Raw genomic sequence first — 16,296 nt, 5'->3', positions numbered from 1 at the left:
GGCGTCCGCTTTGCGAAGTTCCTCTGAGTAAGGTCTGCCTATGACCGTTGTCAGTGATTCGGCCCTTCGCCGCGCTCTCGCCCGCGCCCGTGACGGCAAGGCGCTCGACCTCACCGAGGCCGTCGTGCTGCTGCACGCGCGGGGTGAGCATCTCGACGCCCTGCTCGGGCACGCCTCCCGGGTACGGGACGCGGGCCTGGAGGCCGTCGGCCGTGCCGGGACCATCACCTACAGCCGTAAGGTGTTCATCCCCCTGACCAGGTTGTGCCGGGATCGCTGCGGCTACTGCACGTTCGCCACCGCCCCGCACAAGCTGCCGTCGCCGTTCCTGTCCCCCGACGAGGTGCTGGAGATCGCCCGGCAGGGCGCCGCGCTGGGTTGCAAGGAGGCGCTGTTCACGCTGGGCGACCGGCCGGAGGACCGCTGGCACCAGGCCCGCGAGTGGCTCGACGCGCACGGCTACGACGACACGCTCTCGTACGTGCGCGCGATGGCGATCAGGGTGCTGGAGGAGACCGGGCTGCTGCCGCACCTCAACCCGGGCGTGCTGAGCTGGCGCGACCTGCAGCGGCTCAAGCCGGTGTCCCCGTCCATGGGCATGATGCTGGAGACCACGTCGCGGCGCCTGTTCGAGGAGAAGGGGCAGCCCCACTACGGGTCGCCGGACAAGGACCCGGCGGTGCGGCTGCGGGTGCTGGAGGACGCGGGGCGCAGCAACGTGCCGTTCACCACCGGCATCCTCATCGGCATCGGGGAGACGATCGAGGACCGGGCCGAGTCGATCTTCGCGATCCGCCGGGTGGCCCGCGAGTACGGCGGCGTCCAGGAGGTCATCGTGCAGAACTTCCGCGCCAAGCCGGACACGGCGATGCGCGGGCTGCCGGACGCCGACCTGGAGGAGCTGGCCGCCACCATCGCCGTGACCCGGCTCGTCCTCGGGCCGAAGGCACGCGTCCAGGCGCCGCCGAACCTGGTCGACGCCGAGTACGCGCTCATGATCCGGGCCGGGATCGACGACTGGGGCGGCGTGTCGCCGCTGACCCCGGACCACGTGAACCCGGAGCGGCCGTGGCCGCAGATCGACGAACTGGCGACGCGTACCGCCGAGTCGGGGTTCCGGCTCAGGGAGAGGCTGACGATCTATCCCGAGTACGTCCGGGCGGGCGAGCCGTGGCTGGACCCGCGGCTGGCGGCGCACGTGGCCGCGCTGGCGGAGCCGGAGACCGGGCTGGCCAGGGAGGGCGCGATCCCGGAGGGACTGCCCTGGCAGGAGCCCGACGGCGGGTTCGCCCCAGGCGGGCGGGTGGACCTGCACGTCGAGGTCGACACCACGGGCCGCACCCACGACCGGCGGGACGACTTCGACCACGTGTACGGCGACTGGGAGGCCCTGCGCGACCGCCTCCCCGCCGCGACCGGCGGCGGCGGGACGCCCGCCGAGATCAGGAAGGCGCTGGGCAGGGCCGCGAGCGACCCCGCCGGGCTCACCGACGACGAGGCCGTGGCGCTGCTGTCGGCCGACGGCGAGGCGCTGGACGAGCTGGCCGGGATCGCCGACGCGCTGCGCAGGGAGGCGGCCGGCGACGACGTGACCTACGTGGTCAACAGGAACATCAACTTCACCAACGTCTGCTACACCGGCTGCCGGTTCTGCGCCTTCGCCCAGCGCAGGACGGACGCCGACGCGTACACGCTCAGCCTGGAGCAGGTGGCCGACCGGGCGGAGGAGGGCTGGCAGGCGGGCGCCACCGAGGTGTGCATGCAGGGCGGCATCCACCCCGACCTGCCCGGCACCGCGTACTTCGACATCGCCAGGGCGGTCAAGGCGCGCACACCGGACATGCACGTGCACGCCTTCTCGCCGATGGAAGTGATCAACGGCGCCAGCCGGGCGAACCTGTCCGTCGAGGAGTGGCTGCACGGCGCCCGCGAGGCCGGGGTCGACTCGCTGCCCGGGACCGCCGCCGAGATCCTCGACGACGACGTGCGCTGGGTGCTCACCAAGGGCAAGCTGCCCGCCGCCGAGTGGATCGACGTCGTCACGACGGCCCACCGGGTCGGCATCCCGACCACCGCCACGATGATGTACGGCCACGTGGACAACCACCTGCACTGGGTGCGCCACATCAAGCTGATCAGGCGGCTGCAGGAGGAGACCGGCGGCTTCTCCGAGTTCGTGCTGCTGCCGTTCGTGCACACCAGCGCGCCCATCTACCTGGCGGGCGTGGCCAGGCCCGGCCCCACCGCGCAGGAGAACCGCGCCGTGCACGCGCTGGCCAGGATCCTGCTGCACGGCGCGATCCGCAACATCCAGTGCTCCTGGGTCAAGCTCAGGGACGACCTGTGCCGCCAGGTGCTCCAGGGCGGCGTGAACGACCTGGGCGGCACCCTCATGGAGGAGACCATCAGCCGGATGGCCGGGTCGGAGAACGGCTCGTACAAGACCATCAGCGAGCTGCGGGCCATGGCGGAGGTGACCGGGCGGCCGGTCCGCCAGCGCACCACCGAGTACGGCGTGCCCGGCGCGGAGCGGCTGGCCGCCGCCGCGGCCAGCGACGGCGTGTGCCAGAGCGTGCGCAGGGTGCTGCCCCTGGCGTAGATATAACCAGTTCTAGTTAGACTGGCGTCCGCTCTGGGAGGCACTGGGAACATCGGCACCCCCTTCGGAGAGAGGTTTCACCGTGCGTTTGGGCCGACACCGCGCCGCGCTGTCCCCCCAGCAGAGGCGGAGCCGGGCGCTGTGGCGCGGCGTGCTGGCGGGCACGACCGTGGTGGCCGTGCTCGCGGCGGCGATCGTCCTGGTGTTCGGCGGCGGCGCGGCCGTGTGCGCCACGCGAGAGCCTGTTCTGGTCGACGTGGCGGCCGCGGTGGACGTGGCCCCCGCCGTCATGGAGGCGGCCGGGCGGTTCAACGAGACCAGGACCACGGCCGGCGGCCGGTGCGTGCTCGTCCAGGTGACCGAGCAGCCTCCGGCCACGGTCTTACGCACGCTCATCGGCGACAAGGTGGGCGTGCTGCGCGAGCGGCCGGACGGGTGGGTGGCCGACTCGTCCGCCTGGATCCGGCTCGCTCGCGACCAGGGGGCCGGCGCGCTGCCGGGCGGCGAGACCGTGGTGGCCACCTCGCCGCTGGTGTTCGCCACCCGCTCGTCGCTCGCCGAGCGGTTCGCCATCGGCAAGACGGAGATGAACTGGCGGATGGTGTTCCCGGCCACCGCCCGGGGCCGGCTCGCGCCCACGGAGAACGAGCCCGACGTCGTCCGCGTGCCCGACCCGTCGCTGGCGGGCGCGGGCATCGCCACCGTCGCCGCCGCCCGCGACGTGGTCGGTACGGGCCCGGAGGCGGACAAGGCGCTGACCGCTTTCGTCCGGTGGGCCCAGGCCGGGTCGGCGCCCGACTACCGGAGCATGCTGACCGCGGTGGACGACCGCACGTTCTGGCAGCGGCCGGTCGTCATCGTGCCCGAGCAGTCGGTGTGGCACCACAACCGCGCCCCGTCGGACGACCCGGTGGTCGCGCTGCACCCGCGCGAGGGCACGATCACGCTCGACTACCCGTACGTGGTGACCGCCACCGACCCGGCCGTGGCCGAGGCGTCCAAGGCGTTCGCCGGTTGGCTGGCGGACGCCGAGGCGCAGGAGATCGTGCGCCGGGCGGGGTTCAGGTCGGGGGACGGCGCGCACGGGCCGATCTCGCCGGGCCCGGAGATCCCGCAGGCGACGCCGAAGGTGCGCCCGTCGGTGTCGCCCGAGGACATCGACGAGGCGCTGCGGGCGTGGAGCAGGCTCGCCCCGCCGACGAACATCCTCGTGCTGACCGACACCTCCAGGCACATGGCGGAGAAGCTGAAGGGCACAACCAAGGCCGAGGTCGCGCTGGAGGCGGCCAGGATCGGGCTCCAGCTCTTCCCCGAGTCCACGCACATGGGGCTGTGGGAGTTCGCGCACCGGGCCGGCGGCCTGCACGGCTACCGCGAGCGGGTCGGCCTGGGGCCGATCAACGAGCCGGAGTCCGGCCAGCTCGTCCGGCGCGGCGAGCTGAACCGGCTGACCACCACCATGAAGGCCGACCCCGACCGCGACAGCTCGCTCTACGACGCGATACTCGGCGGCTTCCGCGAGGTCGGCGGCGAGTACCGCGAGGAGATGAACAACACGCTCCTGGTGATCACCGCCGGGAAGGACGACGGCCGCGGCGTCAAGCGGCAGGCCCTGCTGGATCGGCTGCGCGGGGAGTGGAAGCCGGACCGGCCGGTGCAGATCATCGTCATCGCCTTCGGCGACGACGTGGACCGCGACGGCCTGACGGCCATCACCGCCGCCACCAACGGCTCGCTGCACGTGGCCCAGCAGCCCGGCGAGATCATCGACGTCTTCCTCGCCGCCCTGGCCCGCCGCCTCTGCCACCCCACCTGCAAGCCGGGGGCGTGAAGAAGGGGGCGCCGTGCGGGGCGCCCCCTTCGGCTCACGGGATCGTCAGACGCGCTGCCAGAGTGCGGGCACGTTCGGCGGCTCCCAGCCGGTGAGGGCGGTGTGCGCCTGGATGCAGCGGTAGGTGGCGCCGCCGTAGGTCACGGTGGAGCCGACCGCGTACGCGGTGCCGGCCTTCCAGGTGCCGCCCGGGTTCGAGGTGGGCGTCGGGGTCGGGGTCGGAGTGGTGGGCGTGGGGGTGGGTGTCGGAGTCGGGGTGGGGTTGCCGCCGCCGCCGATCTGCAGGTCGATGCAGGCGTAGAAGGCCATGGGGGTGTCGGCGATGTTCCAGATGGCCAGGACCTTCTGCTTGCCGCTGTAGCCCGACAGGTTCACGGTGTGGCTGACCTGGGCGGCGGGCTGCCGGCCGCCGTCGTTGAACACGGCGACGCGGTTGGCGCCGATGTAGTACTCCCAGGTGCTGGTGGCGTGGCGGGCGGTCAGCGTCCAGTTGAAGTTGACCGTGGTGCCGACCGAGGTGACGGGCCAGTTCTTGCTCTCGTCGCTGAGCTGGGCGAAGCGGGCGACGCCGCCGTGGCAGTTGCGCTGGCCCTTCTGGCCTTCCACGCTCTGCGGCTCGTAGATGATGTCGCCGCAGCCGGAGACCCGGCCCTGCGCGCAGTGGGCCTGCCGGCTGGGCGGCGCGTTCACGTACCCGTGGGCCAGGGCGGGGGCGGCGGAGACGACCGTGGTGGCGGAGGCGAGCGCCGCCACCGACAGTACTGTGAGCATCCTTCGCATCGAGTGGCTCCTTTACCTTGGGGGGTGCGCCCAATGTAAAGGAAAGTTTCCTAACAGTGAACCGGTTCGTGACTATTCATGAGAAAGCCAGTCAGTGAGAGATACGTGACCCCTGCCGCCCCGGATCAACGCGTCACCGTGAAGTCCGCGGCGTCGCGCGGCGCCCGGTCGCGCGGGGGAGCGGCGGCGTGGCCCACCGCGACGCACCCCATCGGGTCCCACGCCTCCGGCAGGTCGAGCACCTCACGCACCACCGGGCGGCAGAACATGGTCGACGACACCCACGCCGAGCCCAGCCCTTCGACGGCGAGCTGAACCAGGAAGTTCTGCACCCCGGCGCCCGTCGCCACCACGAACATCTCCCGCTCCGCCGCGTTGCGCCGCTCGTCGCGGTACGTGTGCGAGCCCTCCATCACCAGGCACGGCACCACCAGGTAGGGCGCGTCGCGCAGCACGTCGCCGCGCCTGATCCGCTTGGCGATCGACTCCTCGGTGAACCCGTCGCCGCGCAGGTCGGCGATCCACGCCTCCCGCATGGCGTCGAGCAGCCGCACCCGGGTCTCCGCCGACTCCACCAGCACGAACCGCCACGGCGTCGTGTGGTGCGGCGCGGGGGCGGCGATGCCCGCCGCCACGGCCCGCCGCACCGCCTGCGGATCCACCGGCCGGTCGGCGAACGCCCTGATCGTCCGGCGGGCGAAGACCACGTCGCGCGACCCGTACCGGAACATGTCCTCGTCGGCGGGCCGCACCAGCGGCCGGACCCCCGGGCCGTCGTCCTCGGTCACCAGATGCGACAGCCCGCGCACGATCGCCACGGGGACCCCGTCGAGCTTGCCCTTGACCAGCTCGGCCGCGGCGGCGATCTCGTCGGCCAGGGCCGTCACGGTGGCGCTGAGCGGGTTGCCGTGGGTGTCGGCGCCGCCGCGGAAGTCGGCCAGCGGGAGCATCCCTGCCACGCCGATGGCCACGTCGGTCAGCCCGTTCCGCCACGGCCGGCCGAACGTGTCGGAGACGATCACTCCGACGCGGCGGCCCAGACCGGCCCTGATCCGGCGCGCCGAGGCGTCGGGGTCCTCGGGGAGCAGCAGGACGGTGCCGGCGGCGGTGTTGGACGCGTCGACCCCGGCGGCGGCCATGACGAAGCCGTGGCGGGTCTGCGAGATCACCGTGTCGCCGCGCCTGGCGACCACCCGGACGGTCTCGTCCTCGATGGCCTTGGCCCGGTCGGGGGCCTCGCGGACGCGGCCCTCCGCCTTGCTCACGATCTTGGACGTGACGACGACGATGTCGCCGTCACGCACGTCCGCGTCCGCCAGCAGGGCGGCCAGGTCGTCTCCGGGGCGCACCTCGCCGAGGCCGGGCACGCCGAACACCTCCAGCCGCTCGGCCGCGGAGAGGGTGGGGTCAGCGGTCATCGGGAGAGCTCCTGCGCGAGGTCGAGGGCGGCGCGGGCGATGGCGGCCGCCGCGTCCTGGTCGGTCATGAGAAGGGGACGGGCCGCCACCCGGACGCCTTCCAGCGCCACCCCGGAGTCCTCAGGCGCCACCAGCCAGCCGTCGACCAGCTCGGCGCCGTACAGCTCCAGCACCGCCTGGGCGCTGGTCTCCACCCCGATCGCCGTCAGGCAGGCGTCGGCCATGCCGCGCACCGGGGCGCCGCCGATGATGGGCGAGACGCCCACCACGGTCTTCGCCAGCAGCGCCTCGCGGATGCCCGGGACCTGGAGGATCGTCCCGATGCTGACCACCGGGTTGGACGGCGGCAGGATCACCAGGTCGGCCTCGGCGATGGCCTCCAGCACGCCCGGCGCGGGCTTGGCGGCGTCGACGCCGACCAGCGCGAACGACTCCGCCGGGACCGAGGCGCGCAGCCGGACCCACCACTCCTGGAAGTGGACGGCGCGCCTGCCCCGCTCGTCGGAGATGACCACGTGCGTCTCGCACCGGTCGTCGGTCATCGGCAGCAGCCGCACCCCCGGCTGCCAGCGGGTGCAGAGGGCCTGGGTGATCTGGGAGAGCGGGAAGCCGGCCTCCAGCATCTGGGAGCGCACGATGTGGGTGGCGAAGTCGCGGTCGCCCAGCCCGAACCACTGCGGTTCGACCCCGTACGCGGCCAGCTCCTCCTTGACCACGTGGGTCTCGTCCAGGCGGCCCCAGCCCTGTTCCTCGTTGATGCCGCCGCCCAGGGTGTACATGACGGTGTCGAGATCGGGGCAGACCCGCAGGCCGAACAGGGTGATGTCGTCACCGGTGTTGCCGATCACGGTGATCTGGTCGTCCGGGGCGGTGGCGCGCAGCCCGCGCAGGAAACGGGCGCCGCCGATGCCGCCGGCGAGGGACACGATGTGCATGCGGTCAGTCTTGCATCGTGCCCTTTTGTCCCTTCCCCTGAGCCGGGGCAAGCGGGAGGAAGGGCGCGCATTGAGACCAACGCGCGACCTGTGATCGAAGCGGTCTTTGCCACGATATGGCAAACTCCCTTCGGGCTAAAGGGTCTGATGGGGGTAGTTGTGAACAAGCTTGACGTCGCCCGGTTGAGAGAGCCGGCCGCCTGGATCATGCTGGCCGCCGGCGGTCTGGACATCCTGGTCACGCTCGGCCGGATCTTCATCGGCTCGTCCGGCAGCTTCACGATCACCGAGCGCGCCGCCACGTACTTCGGGGGGCTGACCAGCCCCGTGGTGACCGCGCTGCTGCTCGGCGCGGTGCTGCTGCTCACCAAGGTCGGCCCGCCCTCGCCCAAGGCCAAGATCGCGGCGTACGGCGCCGCGGCGTTCCTGGGGCTGGCCACCCTGTTCGGCGCGCTGTCGCTGCTGCTGGGGCTGTTCGCGGACCGGGGCGCGCGCTCCACCGTGGAGTTCGTGCTCGGCGGCGCGCCCCAGCTCGCGCTGACCGTCATCGCGCTGGTCTACCTGCTGCCCCAGGTCCTGCCCGAGCGCAAGCCCACCGGCTACCCGCAGGGCTTCCCGCCGGGGTACGGCCCGCAGGGCTTCGGCCAGCAGGGGTACGGGCAGCAGCCCGACTTCGGCCAGCAGCAGGGGTACGGCCAGCAGCCTCCCTCCCAGGGCCAGCCGATGCCGGGCTACAGCCAGCAGCCGCCTTCGCAGGGCCAGCCGATGCCGGGGTTCGCCCAGCAGCCGCCGCCCCAGGAGTACGCTCCCCAGCCGCCGTCGCAGGAATACGCTCCCCAGCCTCCGTCGCAGGAGTACGCCCCGCAGCCTCCGTCCCAGGGCGTTCCCGGATTCGCGCAGCAGGGGCAGGAGGCATACCAGCCGCCGCCCCCGTCCCAGCAGCCGAGGGCCGCGCTCCCGGCCGCCCCCGCGGACCGCGACCAGAGCCACGAGCCGGCCTTCCCCCAACAGGCCCCGGCCCAGGACCAGTACGCCGCGCCCGTCCAGGACCAGTACGCTCCGCCCGCTCAGGACGCCTACGTCCCGCCCGTCCAGGATCAGTACGCCGCGCCCGCTCAGGACGCCTACGTCCCGCCCGTCCAGGATCAGTACGCCGCGCCCGCTCAGGACGCCTACGCCCCCTCCGCCCAGGACCAGTACGCCGCGCCCGCCCAGGGCGCGTACGCGACGCCGCCCGCGCAGGAGTTCGCCCCGCCCGCGCAGGACCAGTACGCCCCGCCCCCTCAGGGCGCGTACGCGACTCCGCCCGTCCAGGACCAGTACGCGCCGCCCGCGCAGGCCCCGGACCAGTTCGCGCCGCAGGCCCAGGACCCGTACGCGGCCCCGCCCGCGCAGTCGCAGGAGCAGTACGTGCCGCCCGGCCAGGGACAGGACCCGTACGCCACGCCCGCCCACGCCCAGGACCCCTACGCCCCCCAGGCCCAGCAGGCCGCGTACACCTCCGGTGAGACCTCGCCGGACGCCGGGTTCAAGCCCCAGGAGTACCAGCCCGCCCCGTACGTGCCCGCCGACAGCCAGCCCAACGCGTACCCCCCGCCCAACCCGTACGCCCCGGCCGAGAGCCAGCCCGACGTCTACGCCCAGCCGAACCCGTACGCCCCCGCCGACAGCCAGCCCAACGCGTACGCCCCCGCCGACAGCCAGCCCAACGCGTACGCCCCGTACACGCCGCAGGCGGACAGCCAGCCCCAGGCGGGCCAGTCCGGAGGGTTCGGCCAGCCCTACTCCTCGGGCGAGACCGCGCCGAGCGTCCCCTACCCCCAGGCCGACCAGGCCCAGCAGCCCTACTACGACCAGCCGCCGGCGTTCGACCAGCAGTCCCCGCAGCAGGGTGGCCAGCCGTTCACGGGGTACTCCGGCCACGAGTTCGGGTCCCCCCAGGAGCCCGACCCGCCCGTGGACCCGCGCTCGCAGCAGCTGCTCGACGCCTACCAGCAGGCGGAGACGTACCAGTCAGGCATCATCGGCACCCAGCCCGACCTGCGCGTGCCGGACTACACCAGCCAGCCGAGCCCGTACGACGACCCGTTCGGCCACCCGCAGCAGCCGCCCCAGCAGCAGGCCCACCAGCCCCAGCCCCAGCACCAGGCGCCGCAGCAGGGCCAGCACCAGCCCGGCCAGCCGAACCCGTACGAGCCGCAGGCCTACCAGCCGACCCACCAGGCGCCCGCGGGCTGGAGCGGCGGCCAGCCGGCGGACTCGACGGTCAGGCTCGACCCGAACTCCTACCGCGGGGACGACCCGATCGACCCGACGGCGATATACACCCCCAACGAGCCCCGCAGGTAAGGGACCCGCAAAGGACTGCTAGAGAAGAGGTGGCTGAAGGGCGGAGCTCTATCCCGCCCTGATACGGTTCCGACCGCTGACAGCGTTGAACACGCCCGTCCACGCCGCATCAGAACGGCGCAATTCGGGCGCGAACCACACACGCGAGCTGGACCGGGGCGAGACCAGGTCTTTCCCCGGATACCGGCATGCCGCTTGACGTCACGTACAGCACACGCGTGTAATTACAACCATGTTGTTACGCCTTCCAGTGGGTGGGTAATAAGGAAGGCGTTCCATGGGGGGCTCCATTGCGGGCGGGCGGCAGGGAGGTGTGCAGTGACCGACTTGGTCATCGCACAAGATCAGCTTGACGCTGAAGAACTGGGCTGGCAGGAGCGCGCGCTCTGCGCGCAGACTGATCCGGAGGCGTTCTTCCCGGAAAAGGGCGGCTCCACCAGAGAGGCCAAGAAGGTGTGCCGATCGTGCGAGGTTCGTGCCGAGTGCTTGGAATACGCACTTGAGCACGACGAGCGCTTCGGCATCTGGGGTGGGTTGTCCGAGCGGGAGCGCAGAAGGATCAAGCGCGAGGCCGTTTAGCGATATGCGGACGGAGGGGTCACACGGGAGTTCCCGTGTGGCCCCTTTTTCATGTGGATGACCCGGTTCGGCCTGTAGGGTAAGCGCCGCCGATCATCCGCCCCTTGGAGCCTGATGTCCCGTCCCTACGTCACCGTGGTCGTCGTCTCCCACGACGGGGCCCGCTGGCTCGGGGAGACCCTGCGTGGCCTGCTGGGCCAGAGCCGGCGCCCGGACCGCGTGGTCGGTGTCGACAACGGCAGCCGCGACGGCTCGGCCGACCTGCTGACGGAGGCGCTCGGCCCGGGCAACGTGCGCAGGCTGCCCCGTTCCACGGGTTTCGGCGAGGCCGTGGCCGAGGCGCTGAGCGACCTGCCCGCCGTCGAGGACGAGTGGGTCTGGCTGCTGCACGACGACTGCGCGCCCGACTGGCGGGCTCTGGAGGCGCTGCTGTACGCCGCCGGCCAGGACCGCAAGGCCGCCGTGCTGGGACCGAAGCTGCGCGACTGGCTGGACCGGCGGCGGCTGCTGGAGATCGGCGTGACTGTCGGGCTCACCGGCCGCAGGGACACCGGCCTGGAGCCGCACGAGTTCGACCAGGGGCAGCACGACGGCACCCGCGAGGCGCTGTCGGTGTCCACCGCCGGGATGCTGATCCGCCGCGACGTGTGGGAGGCGGCCGGCGGGCTCGACCCGTTCTTCCCGCTCTTCCGCGACGACCTCGACCTGTGCTGGCGGGTACGGAACGCGGGCCACCGCGTGCTGGCCGTCACCGACGCCGTCGCCTGGCACGCCGAGGCGGCGGCCCGCAGACGGCGGCGCATCACGGTCAGCGGCGACCACCCGCGCCGCCTGGACCGGCGCAACGCGATCTTCGTCGTCATGGCGAACCTGCCGTTCCGCACCATGCTGTGGGCGCTGGTCAGGAACGTGCTCGGCTCGTTCGTACGGACGTCGCTGTTCCTGGTGGGCAAGCAGCCCGCGAACGCGCTGGACGAGCTGGTCGCGCTCGGGTCCATCCTCATCCACCCGCTGCGGCTGCTGCGGGCGCGGCGGGCCAGGCGGGCGGGGCGCAAGAAGGGGTACGCGCGAGTCCGCTTGCTGCTCACGCCCAGAGGGTCGGGGCTGCGTCGGCTGGTCGACATGGTGCGCGGCTTCCTGAGCGGCGACCGGCCGGTCGAGTCCGCCGGCCGGCACCACCACGCCGCCGCCCCCGGCAAGCCGGAGGACCCCGACGAGCTCCCGCCGGAGGACCGCGGCGCGGTCAAGCGCTTCCTCGGCCGGCCGGGGGTGCTGCTCGTCCTGGCGCTCACCCTGGTCACGCTGGTGGCCTCGCGCTCCCTGCTGGGCGGAGACCGGCTCGGCGGCGGGGCGCTCGTCCCGGTGACCGGGAGCGCGGCCGACCTCTGGGCCTTCTACACCGGCGGCTCCGCCGGCTGGGCGCCGCCGTACGTGGCGGTGCTGGCGGCGCTGTCCCTCCCGGCGTTCGGGCAGACGGGTCCGGTGGTGTCGGCGCTGCTCCTCGGCGCGGTGCCCCTGGCCGGGGCGTCCGCGTACCTCGCGACCCGCCGCCTGACCACCCTCCCCGACCTCCCCCCATTCCTCCGCCGCCCGAACCACCCCCCAACCGGCCGCCCTCCGTTCCTCCGCCGCTCAAAACACCCCCCATCCGACCGCCCCTCCTCGTCCGACCGCTCTCCGGCCGCGGACGGTCCTTCGGGCCGTGATCCCGTCTCCTCCTCGGGTCACTCGGCGGTCGCGGACGTTTTTTCGGCTCGTGATCTCTCCTTGTCCTCCGGTCGTTCCCCGGTCGCGGACGGGTCTTCGGGCTTTGATCTCGCCTCGCCTTCCGACCGGGCTCTGGCCGCGAGTGCTTCTTCGCGCCGGGGCCTCTCCTCGACCCTGGACGTCACTTCGGCCGCTGGCCGCCCTGCGGGCGCCGAGCCGGGCAGGCGGCGGCGGGGGCGGCGTGGAGCTGCCGTCGATACCGGGTCGGGGGCTCAGGTTGAGGGTTCGGCTGCCGCTTCTCCGGCGGGGCGGCGCGCGGGCCGGGCCACCGCTTCCGGGGCGGCCGGGTGGGGAGAAGGGGCGGTCACTCGTACCGGGGTGGCGGTTCGGGTGTGGGTCGCGGGCACGTACGCGTTGCTGCCTGTCGTGACCGGTGCGGTCGCGGCCGGGCGGCTGGGGACGGCGGTGGTGCATGTGCTGTTGCCCGCTTACGCGGTGCTCGGCGGGCACCTGCTGTTCGGGGACCCGCGCCGGTCGCGTCGCGCCGCCTGGGGGCTCGGTCTGCTGCTGGCCGTCGGGACCGCGTTCGTGCCGCTCGTCTACGTGCTGGTCGCCGTGCTGGGCGGGGCGGCGGCCTGGCTGCTGCGCGGGGCGCGGCCCGGCGTCCTGACCTCGGCGGGCATCGCGCTGGCCGTGCCGGTCGCCCTGCTGCTTCCGTGGCTGGTGGACCAGGCGCTGGACCCGGGCCGGCTCCTGCTGGAGGCCGGGCTGCACGGCCCGGCGCTGAGCGACGCCCGGCTCGGGCCGGAGTCCCTGCTGGCGCTCAACCCGGGCGGGCCCGGCGTGCCGCCGTTCTGGGTGACCGCCGGGCTGGTCGCCGCGGGGCTCGCCGCCCTGCTCGCCCGCAGGCGGCGGCGGGCGGTGGCCGCCGGGTGGGCGGCCGCCCTGTTCGCGATGCTGGTGGCGGTCGTGATAGCCCGGATCACCGTGTCGGGCGCGGCGGCCTGGCCCGGCGTGCCGCTGGCACTGGCCGCCGCCGCGCTGATCGTGCTCGCGGGCCTGAGCGCGCCGGGCCTCGCCGCGCTGGTTGCGGCAGGCGGGGTGCGCCGGATGGCGGCGGTGCTGGTGGCCGCCGTGGCGATCAGCACGCCGCTGCTCGCCGCCGGTCACTGGGTCGTCCAAGGGGTACGCGGGCCGCTCCGGTCGGACGTGCCCGACCCGACGCCGCCGCTGGCCGCGATCCACGCGCGGCCCGGAGAGCGGATCCTGCTCGTCAACGGTTCGGAGTTCACCTTGCTGCCCGGCCGGGCCCCGCTCCTCGGCGAGGCGGAACTGCCCGCCGACCCCGAGGCCCGCGCACGCGTCCGCACCGCCGCGGAAGGGCTCGTCGGCGGGCGCGGCGGCACGGACGCCGCCACGCTCGCCCAGCAGGGCGTGGCCATGGTCGCCATCGCCCCGCCGGTGCCGGCCGGACTGGCCGAGACGCTGGACTCGCAGCCGTCGCTGCAGCGGATGAGCCTGTCGGAAGCGGGCGGGCTGTGGCGGGTGGCCGAGACGGTCACCCCCGTCCAGCCTCCGCCCGCGCACTTCCTGCACACCCCATGGCTGTGGCTCCAGGGCGCGATGGTCCTCGCCGTACTGCTGCTGGCCGCACCCGGCCGCCGCGACCCCGCCACCGGCCCCGAACCCTCCCACCCGTCCCCGGTCCTGGCAGGCGCCCGATGAGAGCGCGCGTCGTGGGCCCCCGGTGGGTGGTCGGTCGGTCTCGGCTGGGGGGTGGGGTGTGAGGAGGTTCGCGGCCGGGCGGTTCGGGCTGATCTTGCTGGTGGTGGGGGTGCTCGCCGGTCTGTACGGGGTCGCGTACGTGACCAGGCCGGCGGCGGAGCGGCCGGTGGAGGCGCAGCCGAGGAAGGTGGCGGTGGAGGCGGCGACCGCGGCCTGTCCCGCCACACGAGGCGAGGACGTCAGCGTCTACCTGCCCGGGACGCTGTCACGGGAGCCGATGAGGGACGCGGAACCGTACACGGTGAGCGGCCCCGGCGGACTGGAGGCCGGCTACATCACGCGGACGACCAGCGGCGCCGGGCGCGGGCTGGCCGGGGTGCGGTGCGCCGAGCCCGCCGCCGAGAGCTGGCTCGTCGGGCCGGGACCCGCCCGCGCCCGCGTCACGTTGCACCTGGTCAACGCCGACAAGGCGCCCGCCTTCGCCGACGTCGAGGTGTACGCGGCGGAGGGGCCCGTCTCCGGCGAAAGGGGCCTCGGGCTGGAGATCGAGCCCGGCGAGCACCGCCAGATCGACCTCCGCACGCTGGCCGACGCCGCCGACGTGATGGCGGTCAGCGTGAAGACGTTCACCGGGAGGCTGGCGGTCTCGGCCAGGGCGGTGCTGGAGACCGGCGGCGTCGACTGGCTGCCCCCGGCCGCGGCCCCGGCCACCGAGGTCGTGGTGCCCGCGGTCCCCGGCGGCGGCGGGCGTCGTGAGCTGCTGGTCGCCGCGCCCGGCGAGACCGACGCGACCGTGACGATCAAGGCCGTGACCGAGGGCGCCGCGTACGCGATGCGCGGCAGGGAGTCCGTCGACGTGCCGGCGGGCAGCGTGCTGCCGCTCGACGTGACCACCGGCATCGGCGGCGAGTCGGCCGCCCTGGTGCTCACCTCGACGGCGCCGGTGGTGGCGGGCGTGGTGATCACGGGTACGGGGCGGCAGCCGGACGTGGCGTTCACCGCCGGCACGCCCTCTCTCGACCTGGGCAGCGCGGTGGCCGCCAACGGCGCCGGCTCCCGGCTGGTGCTGACCGCGCCGGGAGCCGAGGGGAAAGTGCGGGTGCAGGTGGTGCCGGAGAGCGGCGAACCGCCCGCGCCGATCGACGTGGCGGTGCCGGCGGACCGGACCAGGAACGTGCGGCTGAAGGGCGAGGGCGCGTACGCGGTGGTGGTCACGCCGGTGTCGGGACGGGTGTACGGGGGGCGGGTGATGGAGGAGCGGCTCAGGAGCGGTCTCCTGATCACGGCTCAGCCCCTGGCCCCCGCCCGGCTCTGGACCGTGCTCCGGCCGCTCACCGACACTCCCCGTGCGGTCCTCCCCTGACCTGCCGCGGCTGTCAGCGGCGTTCGTCGTAGCCCGGGTCGACGGTCTCGGGGGACAGGCCGAGGAGGGAGGCGACCTGCTCCACCACGGTGTCGTGGACGAGGGCGCCCAGCGTGTCGCGGTCGCGGGCGCGGGCCTCCAGCGGGCGCCGGTAGAGGACGATGGACGCCGGGTCCTGCCCCCTGGCCGTGTCGGCGCGGCCGAGCGGGATCGGGTCGGCGCCGAAGCCGGGCCCGTCGCCCAGCTCGCTGAGCGGCGGCACCTCCTCCACCGCGAACTCCACCGACGACAGCTGCCTGCCCCACTTCGGCCTGAGCCGGTCGACCGCGTCGAGCACCAGGTCGTCGAAGCGCTCGCTGCGGGCACGGGCCATGGGAACGTAGGAAGGGGCGATCGGGCCGCGCAGGCCGCGGCCGTGCCTGTCGCGCCGTCGAGGACCGCGCTTGCTAGTCACACGGCAAGTGTAAGCCGCCCCCGGCGAAGAACACCGGCATCGGTGCATGTAGGTGGAAAGGCTGCGACAGCTGTCCGAATTGTGGCGACACGCCTTTTAAGAGCGCTCAGATAGTGGCGTCCCGCCCCCTTACCAGATACGGTCCCTCCGTGAGCCCCGTCCGCCGCTGTTCCCGCACCGCCTGCAGTCAGCCTGCCGTCTTCACGCTCACGTACGTATACGCCGATTCGACCGCAGTTCTCGGCCCTCTGGCGACGTACGCCGAGCCGCACTGTTATGACCTGTGCGCCGAACACGCCGAGCGGCTCACCGCCCCCCGCGGCTGGGAGGTGGTGCGTCTGCCCACCGACGGCGCCACACCGAGCACCGACGATCTCGAAGCGCTGGCCAACGCGGTCAGGGAGGCGGCCAGGCCCAGCGGATCCGGCGTGGGGGAGCCCGTCGGCCAGGGAGTCGAGGTCGGGCGGCGCGGACACCTGCGTGTTCTGAGGTCGGCCCAGCAGCACCGCGACCGGTAGGCTCGGCTCTAGCCGGAGTGACGACCTAGGGGCGGAGC

General features: G+C 73.6%; 11 protein-coding genes. 7 read left to right on the top strand and 4 right to left on the bottom strand.

Features of this window, described 5'->3' with window-relative positions; genetic code table 11:
- The first annotated feature begins 40 nt into the window (after positions 1-40).
- Positions 41-2,599, top strand: coding sequence for a bifunctional FO biosynthesis protein CofGH (locus tag ACZ6YG_RS36685; protein ID WP_466020512.1), 2,559 nt, complete (start codon positions 41-43; stop codon positions 2,597-2,599).
- An 82-nt stretch (positions 2,600-2,681) separates the two neighbouring features.
- On the top strand, positions 2,682-4,430 hold the full coding sequence (locus ACZ6YG_RS36680) for a substrate-binding and VWA domain-containing protein (protein ID WP_466020511.1): 1,749 nt from the start codon (positions 2,682-2,684) through the stop codon (positions 4,428-4,430).
- Positions 4,431-4,475: 45 nt separating this feature from the next.
- Here the strand turns inward: ACZ6YG_RS36680 and ACZ6YG_RS36675 are convergent, their stop codons facing one another.
- The 3 genes from ACZ6YG_RS36675 to cofD all read right to left on the bottom strand — a co-directional run bounded on the left by ACZ6YG_RS36675 (position 4,476) and on the right by cofD (position 7,563).
- On the bottom strand, positions 4,476-5,210 hold the full coding sequence (locus tag ACZ6YG_RS36675; protein WP_271276899.1) for a lytic polysaccharide monooxygenase: 735 nt from the start codon (positions 5,208-5,210) through the stop codon (positions 4,476-4,478).
- A gap of 125 nt (positions 5,211-5,335) precedes the next feature.
- Entirely contained in the window at positions 5,336-6,628 is a 1,293-nt protein-coding gene (locus tag ACZ6YG_RS36670; RefSeq protein WP_271276898.1) for a coenzyme F420-0:L-glutamate ligase, read from the bottom strand.
- Positions 6,625-7,563, bottom strand: coding sequence for a 2-phospho-L-lactate transferase (gene cofD, locus ACZ6YG_RS36665; RefSeq protein WP_148037082.1), 939 nt, complete (start codon positions 7,561-7,563; stop codon positions 6,625-6,627). The genes ACZ6YG_RS36670 and cofD overlap by 4 nt, the downstream gene beginning before the upstream one ends.
- 159 nt (positions 7,564-7,722) lie before the next feature.
- On the opposite strand from cofD, the gene ACZ6YG_RS36660 reads away from it, so the two are divergent.
- From ACZ6YG_RS36660 to ACZ6YG_RS36645, 4 genes are all read left to right on the top strand, one after another.
- The gene (locus tag ACZ6YG_RS36660; RefSeq protein WP_466020510.1) at positions 7,723-9,912 is read left to right on the top strand and encodes a hypothetical protein; all 2,190 of its coding nucleotides are present in this window, start codon (positions 7,723-7,725) and stop codon (positions 9,910-9,912) included.
- A 318-nt stretch (positions 9,913-10,230) separates the two neighbouring features.
- Entirely contained in the window at positions 10,231-10,491 is a 261-nt protein-coding gene (locus tag ACZ6YG_RS36655) for a WhiB family transcriptional regulator (RefSeq protein WP_185088496.1), read from the top strand.
- A 114-nt stretch (positions 10,492-10,605) separates the two neighbouring features.
- Positions 10,606-13,923, top strand: coding sequence for a glycosyltransferase family 2 protein (locus ACZ6YG_RS36650; protein ID WP_466020509.1), 3,318 nt, complete (start codon positions 10,606-10,608; stop codon positions 13,921-13,923).
- Between the two features lie 58 nt (positions 13,924-13,981).
- The gene (locus ACZ6YG_RS36645) at positions 13,982-15,286 is read left to right on the top strand and encodes a DUF5719 family protein (RefSeq protein WP_466020508.1); all 1,305 of its coding nucleotides are present in this window, start codon (positions 13,982-13,984) and stop codon (positions 15,284-15,286) included.
- A 13-nt stretch (positions 15,287-15,299) separates the two neighbouring features.
- Here ACZ6YG_RS36645 and ACZ6YG_RS36640 read toward each other — a convergent pair whose 3' ends face one another.
- Positions 15,300-15,740, bottom strand: a complete 441-nt coding sequence (locus tag ACZ6YG_RS36640; RefSeq protein ID WP_261808834.1) for a metallopeptidase family protein — start codon at positions 15,738-15,740, stop codon at positions 15,300-15,302.
- Between the two features lie 149 nt (positions 15,741-15,889).
- Between ACZ6YG_RS36640 and ACZ6YG_RS36635 the strand changes: the two genes are divergently transcribed.
- Positions 15,890-16,258 carry a DUF3499 domain-containing protein gene (locus tag ACZ6YG_RS36635; RefSeq protein ID WP_148034239.1) on the top strand — a complete coding sequence of 123 codons (369 nt, stop codon included), beginning with the start codon at positions 15,890-15,892 and terminating at the stop codon, positions 16,256-16,258.
- Positions 16,259-16,296 lie beyond the last annotated feature (38 nt).

The sequence above is a fragment of the Nonomuraea sp. NPDC054003 genome, assembly GCF_055585125.1.
This window is presented reverse-complemented; position numbering and strand designations above follow the sequence as displayed.

What these genes read in the sequence shown, in the direction of transcription:
- cofD (WP_148037082.1), bottom strand. Translation starts at nt 7,563, where the DNA reads ATGCACATCGTGTCCCTCGCCGGCGGCATCGGCGGCGCCCGTTTCCTG.
- ACZ6YG_RS36685 (WP_466020512.1), top strand. Translation starts at nt 41, where the DNA reads ATGACCGTTGTCAGTGATTCGGCCCTTCGCCGCGCTCTCGCCCGCGCC.
- ACZ6YG_RS36675 (WP_271276899.1), bottom strand. Translation starts at nt 5,210, where the DNA reads ATGCGAAGGATGCTCACAGTACTGTCGGTGGCGGCGCTCGCCTCCGCC.
- ACZ6YG_RS36670 (WP_271276898.1), bottom strand. Translation starts at nt 6,628, where the DNA reads ATGACCGCTGACCCCACCCTCTCCGCGGCCGAGCGGCTGGAGGTGTTC.
- ACZ6YG_RS36650 (WP_466020509.1), top strand. Translation starts at nt 10,606, where the DNA reads ATGTCCCGTCCCTACGTCACCGTGGTCGTCGTCTCCCACGACGGGGCC.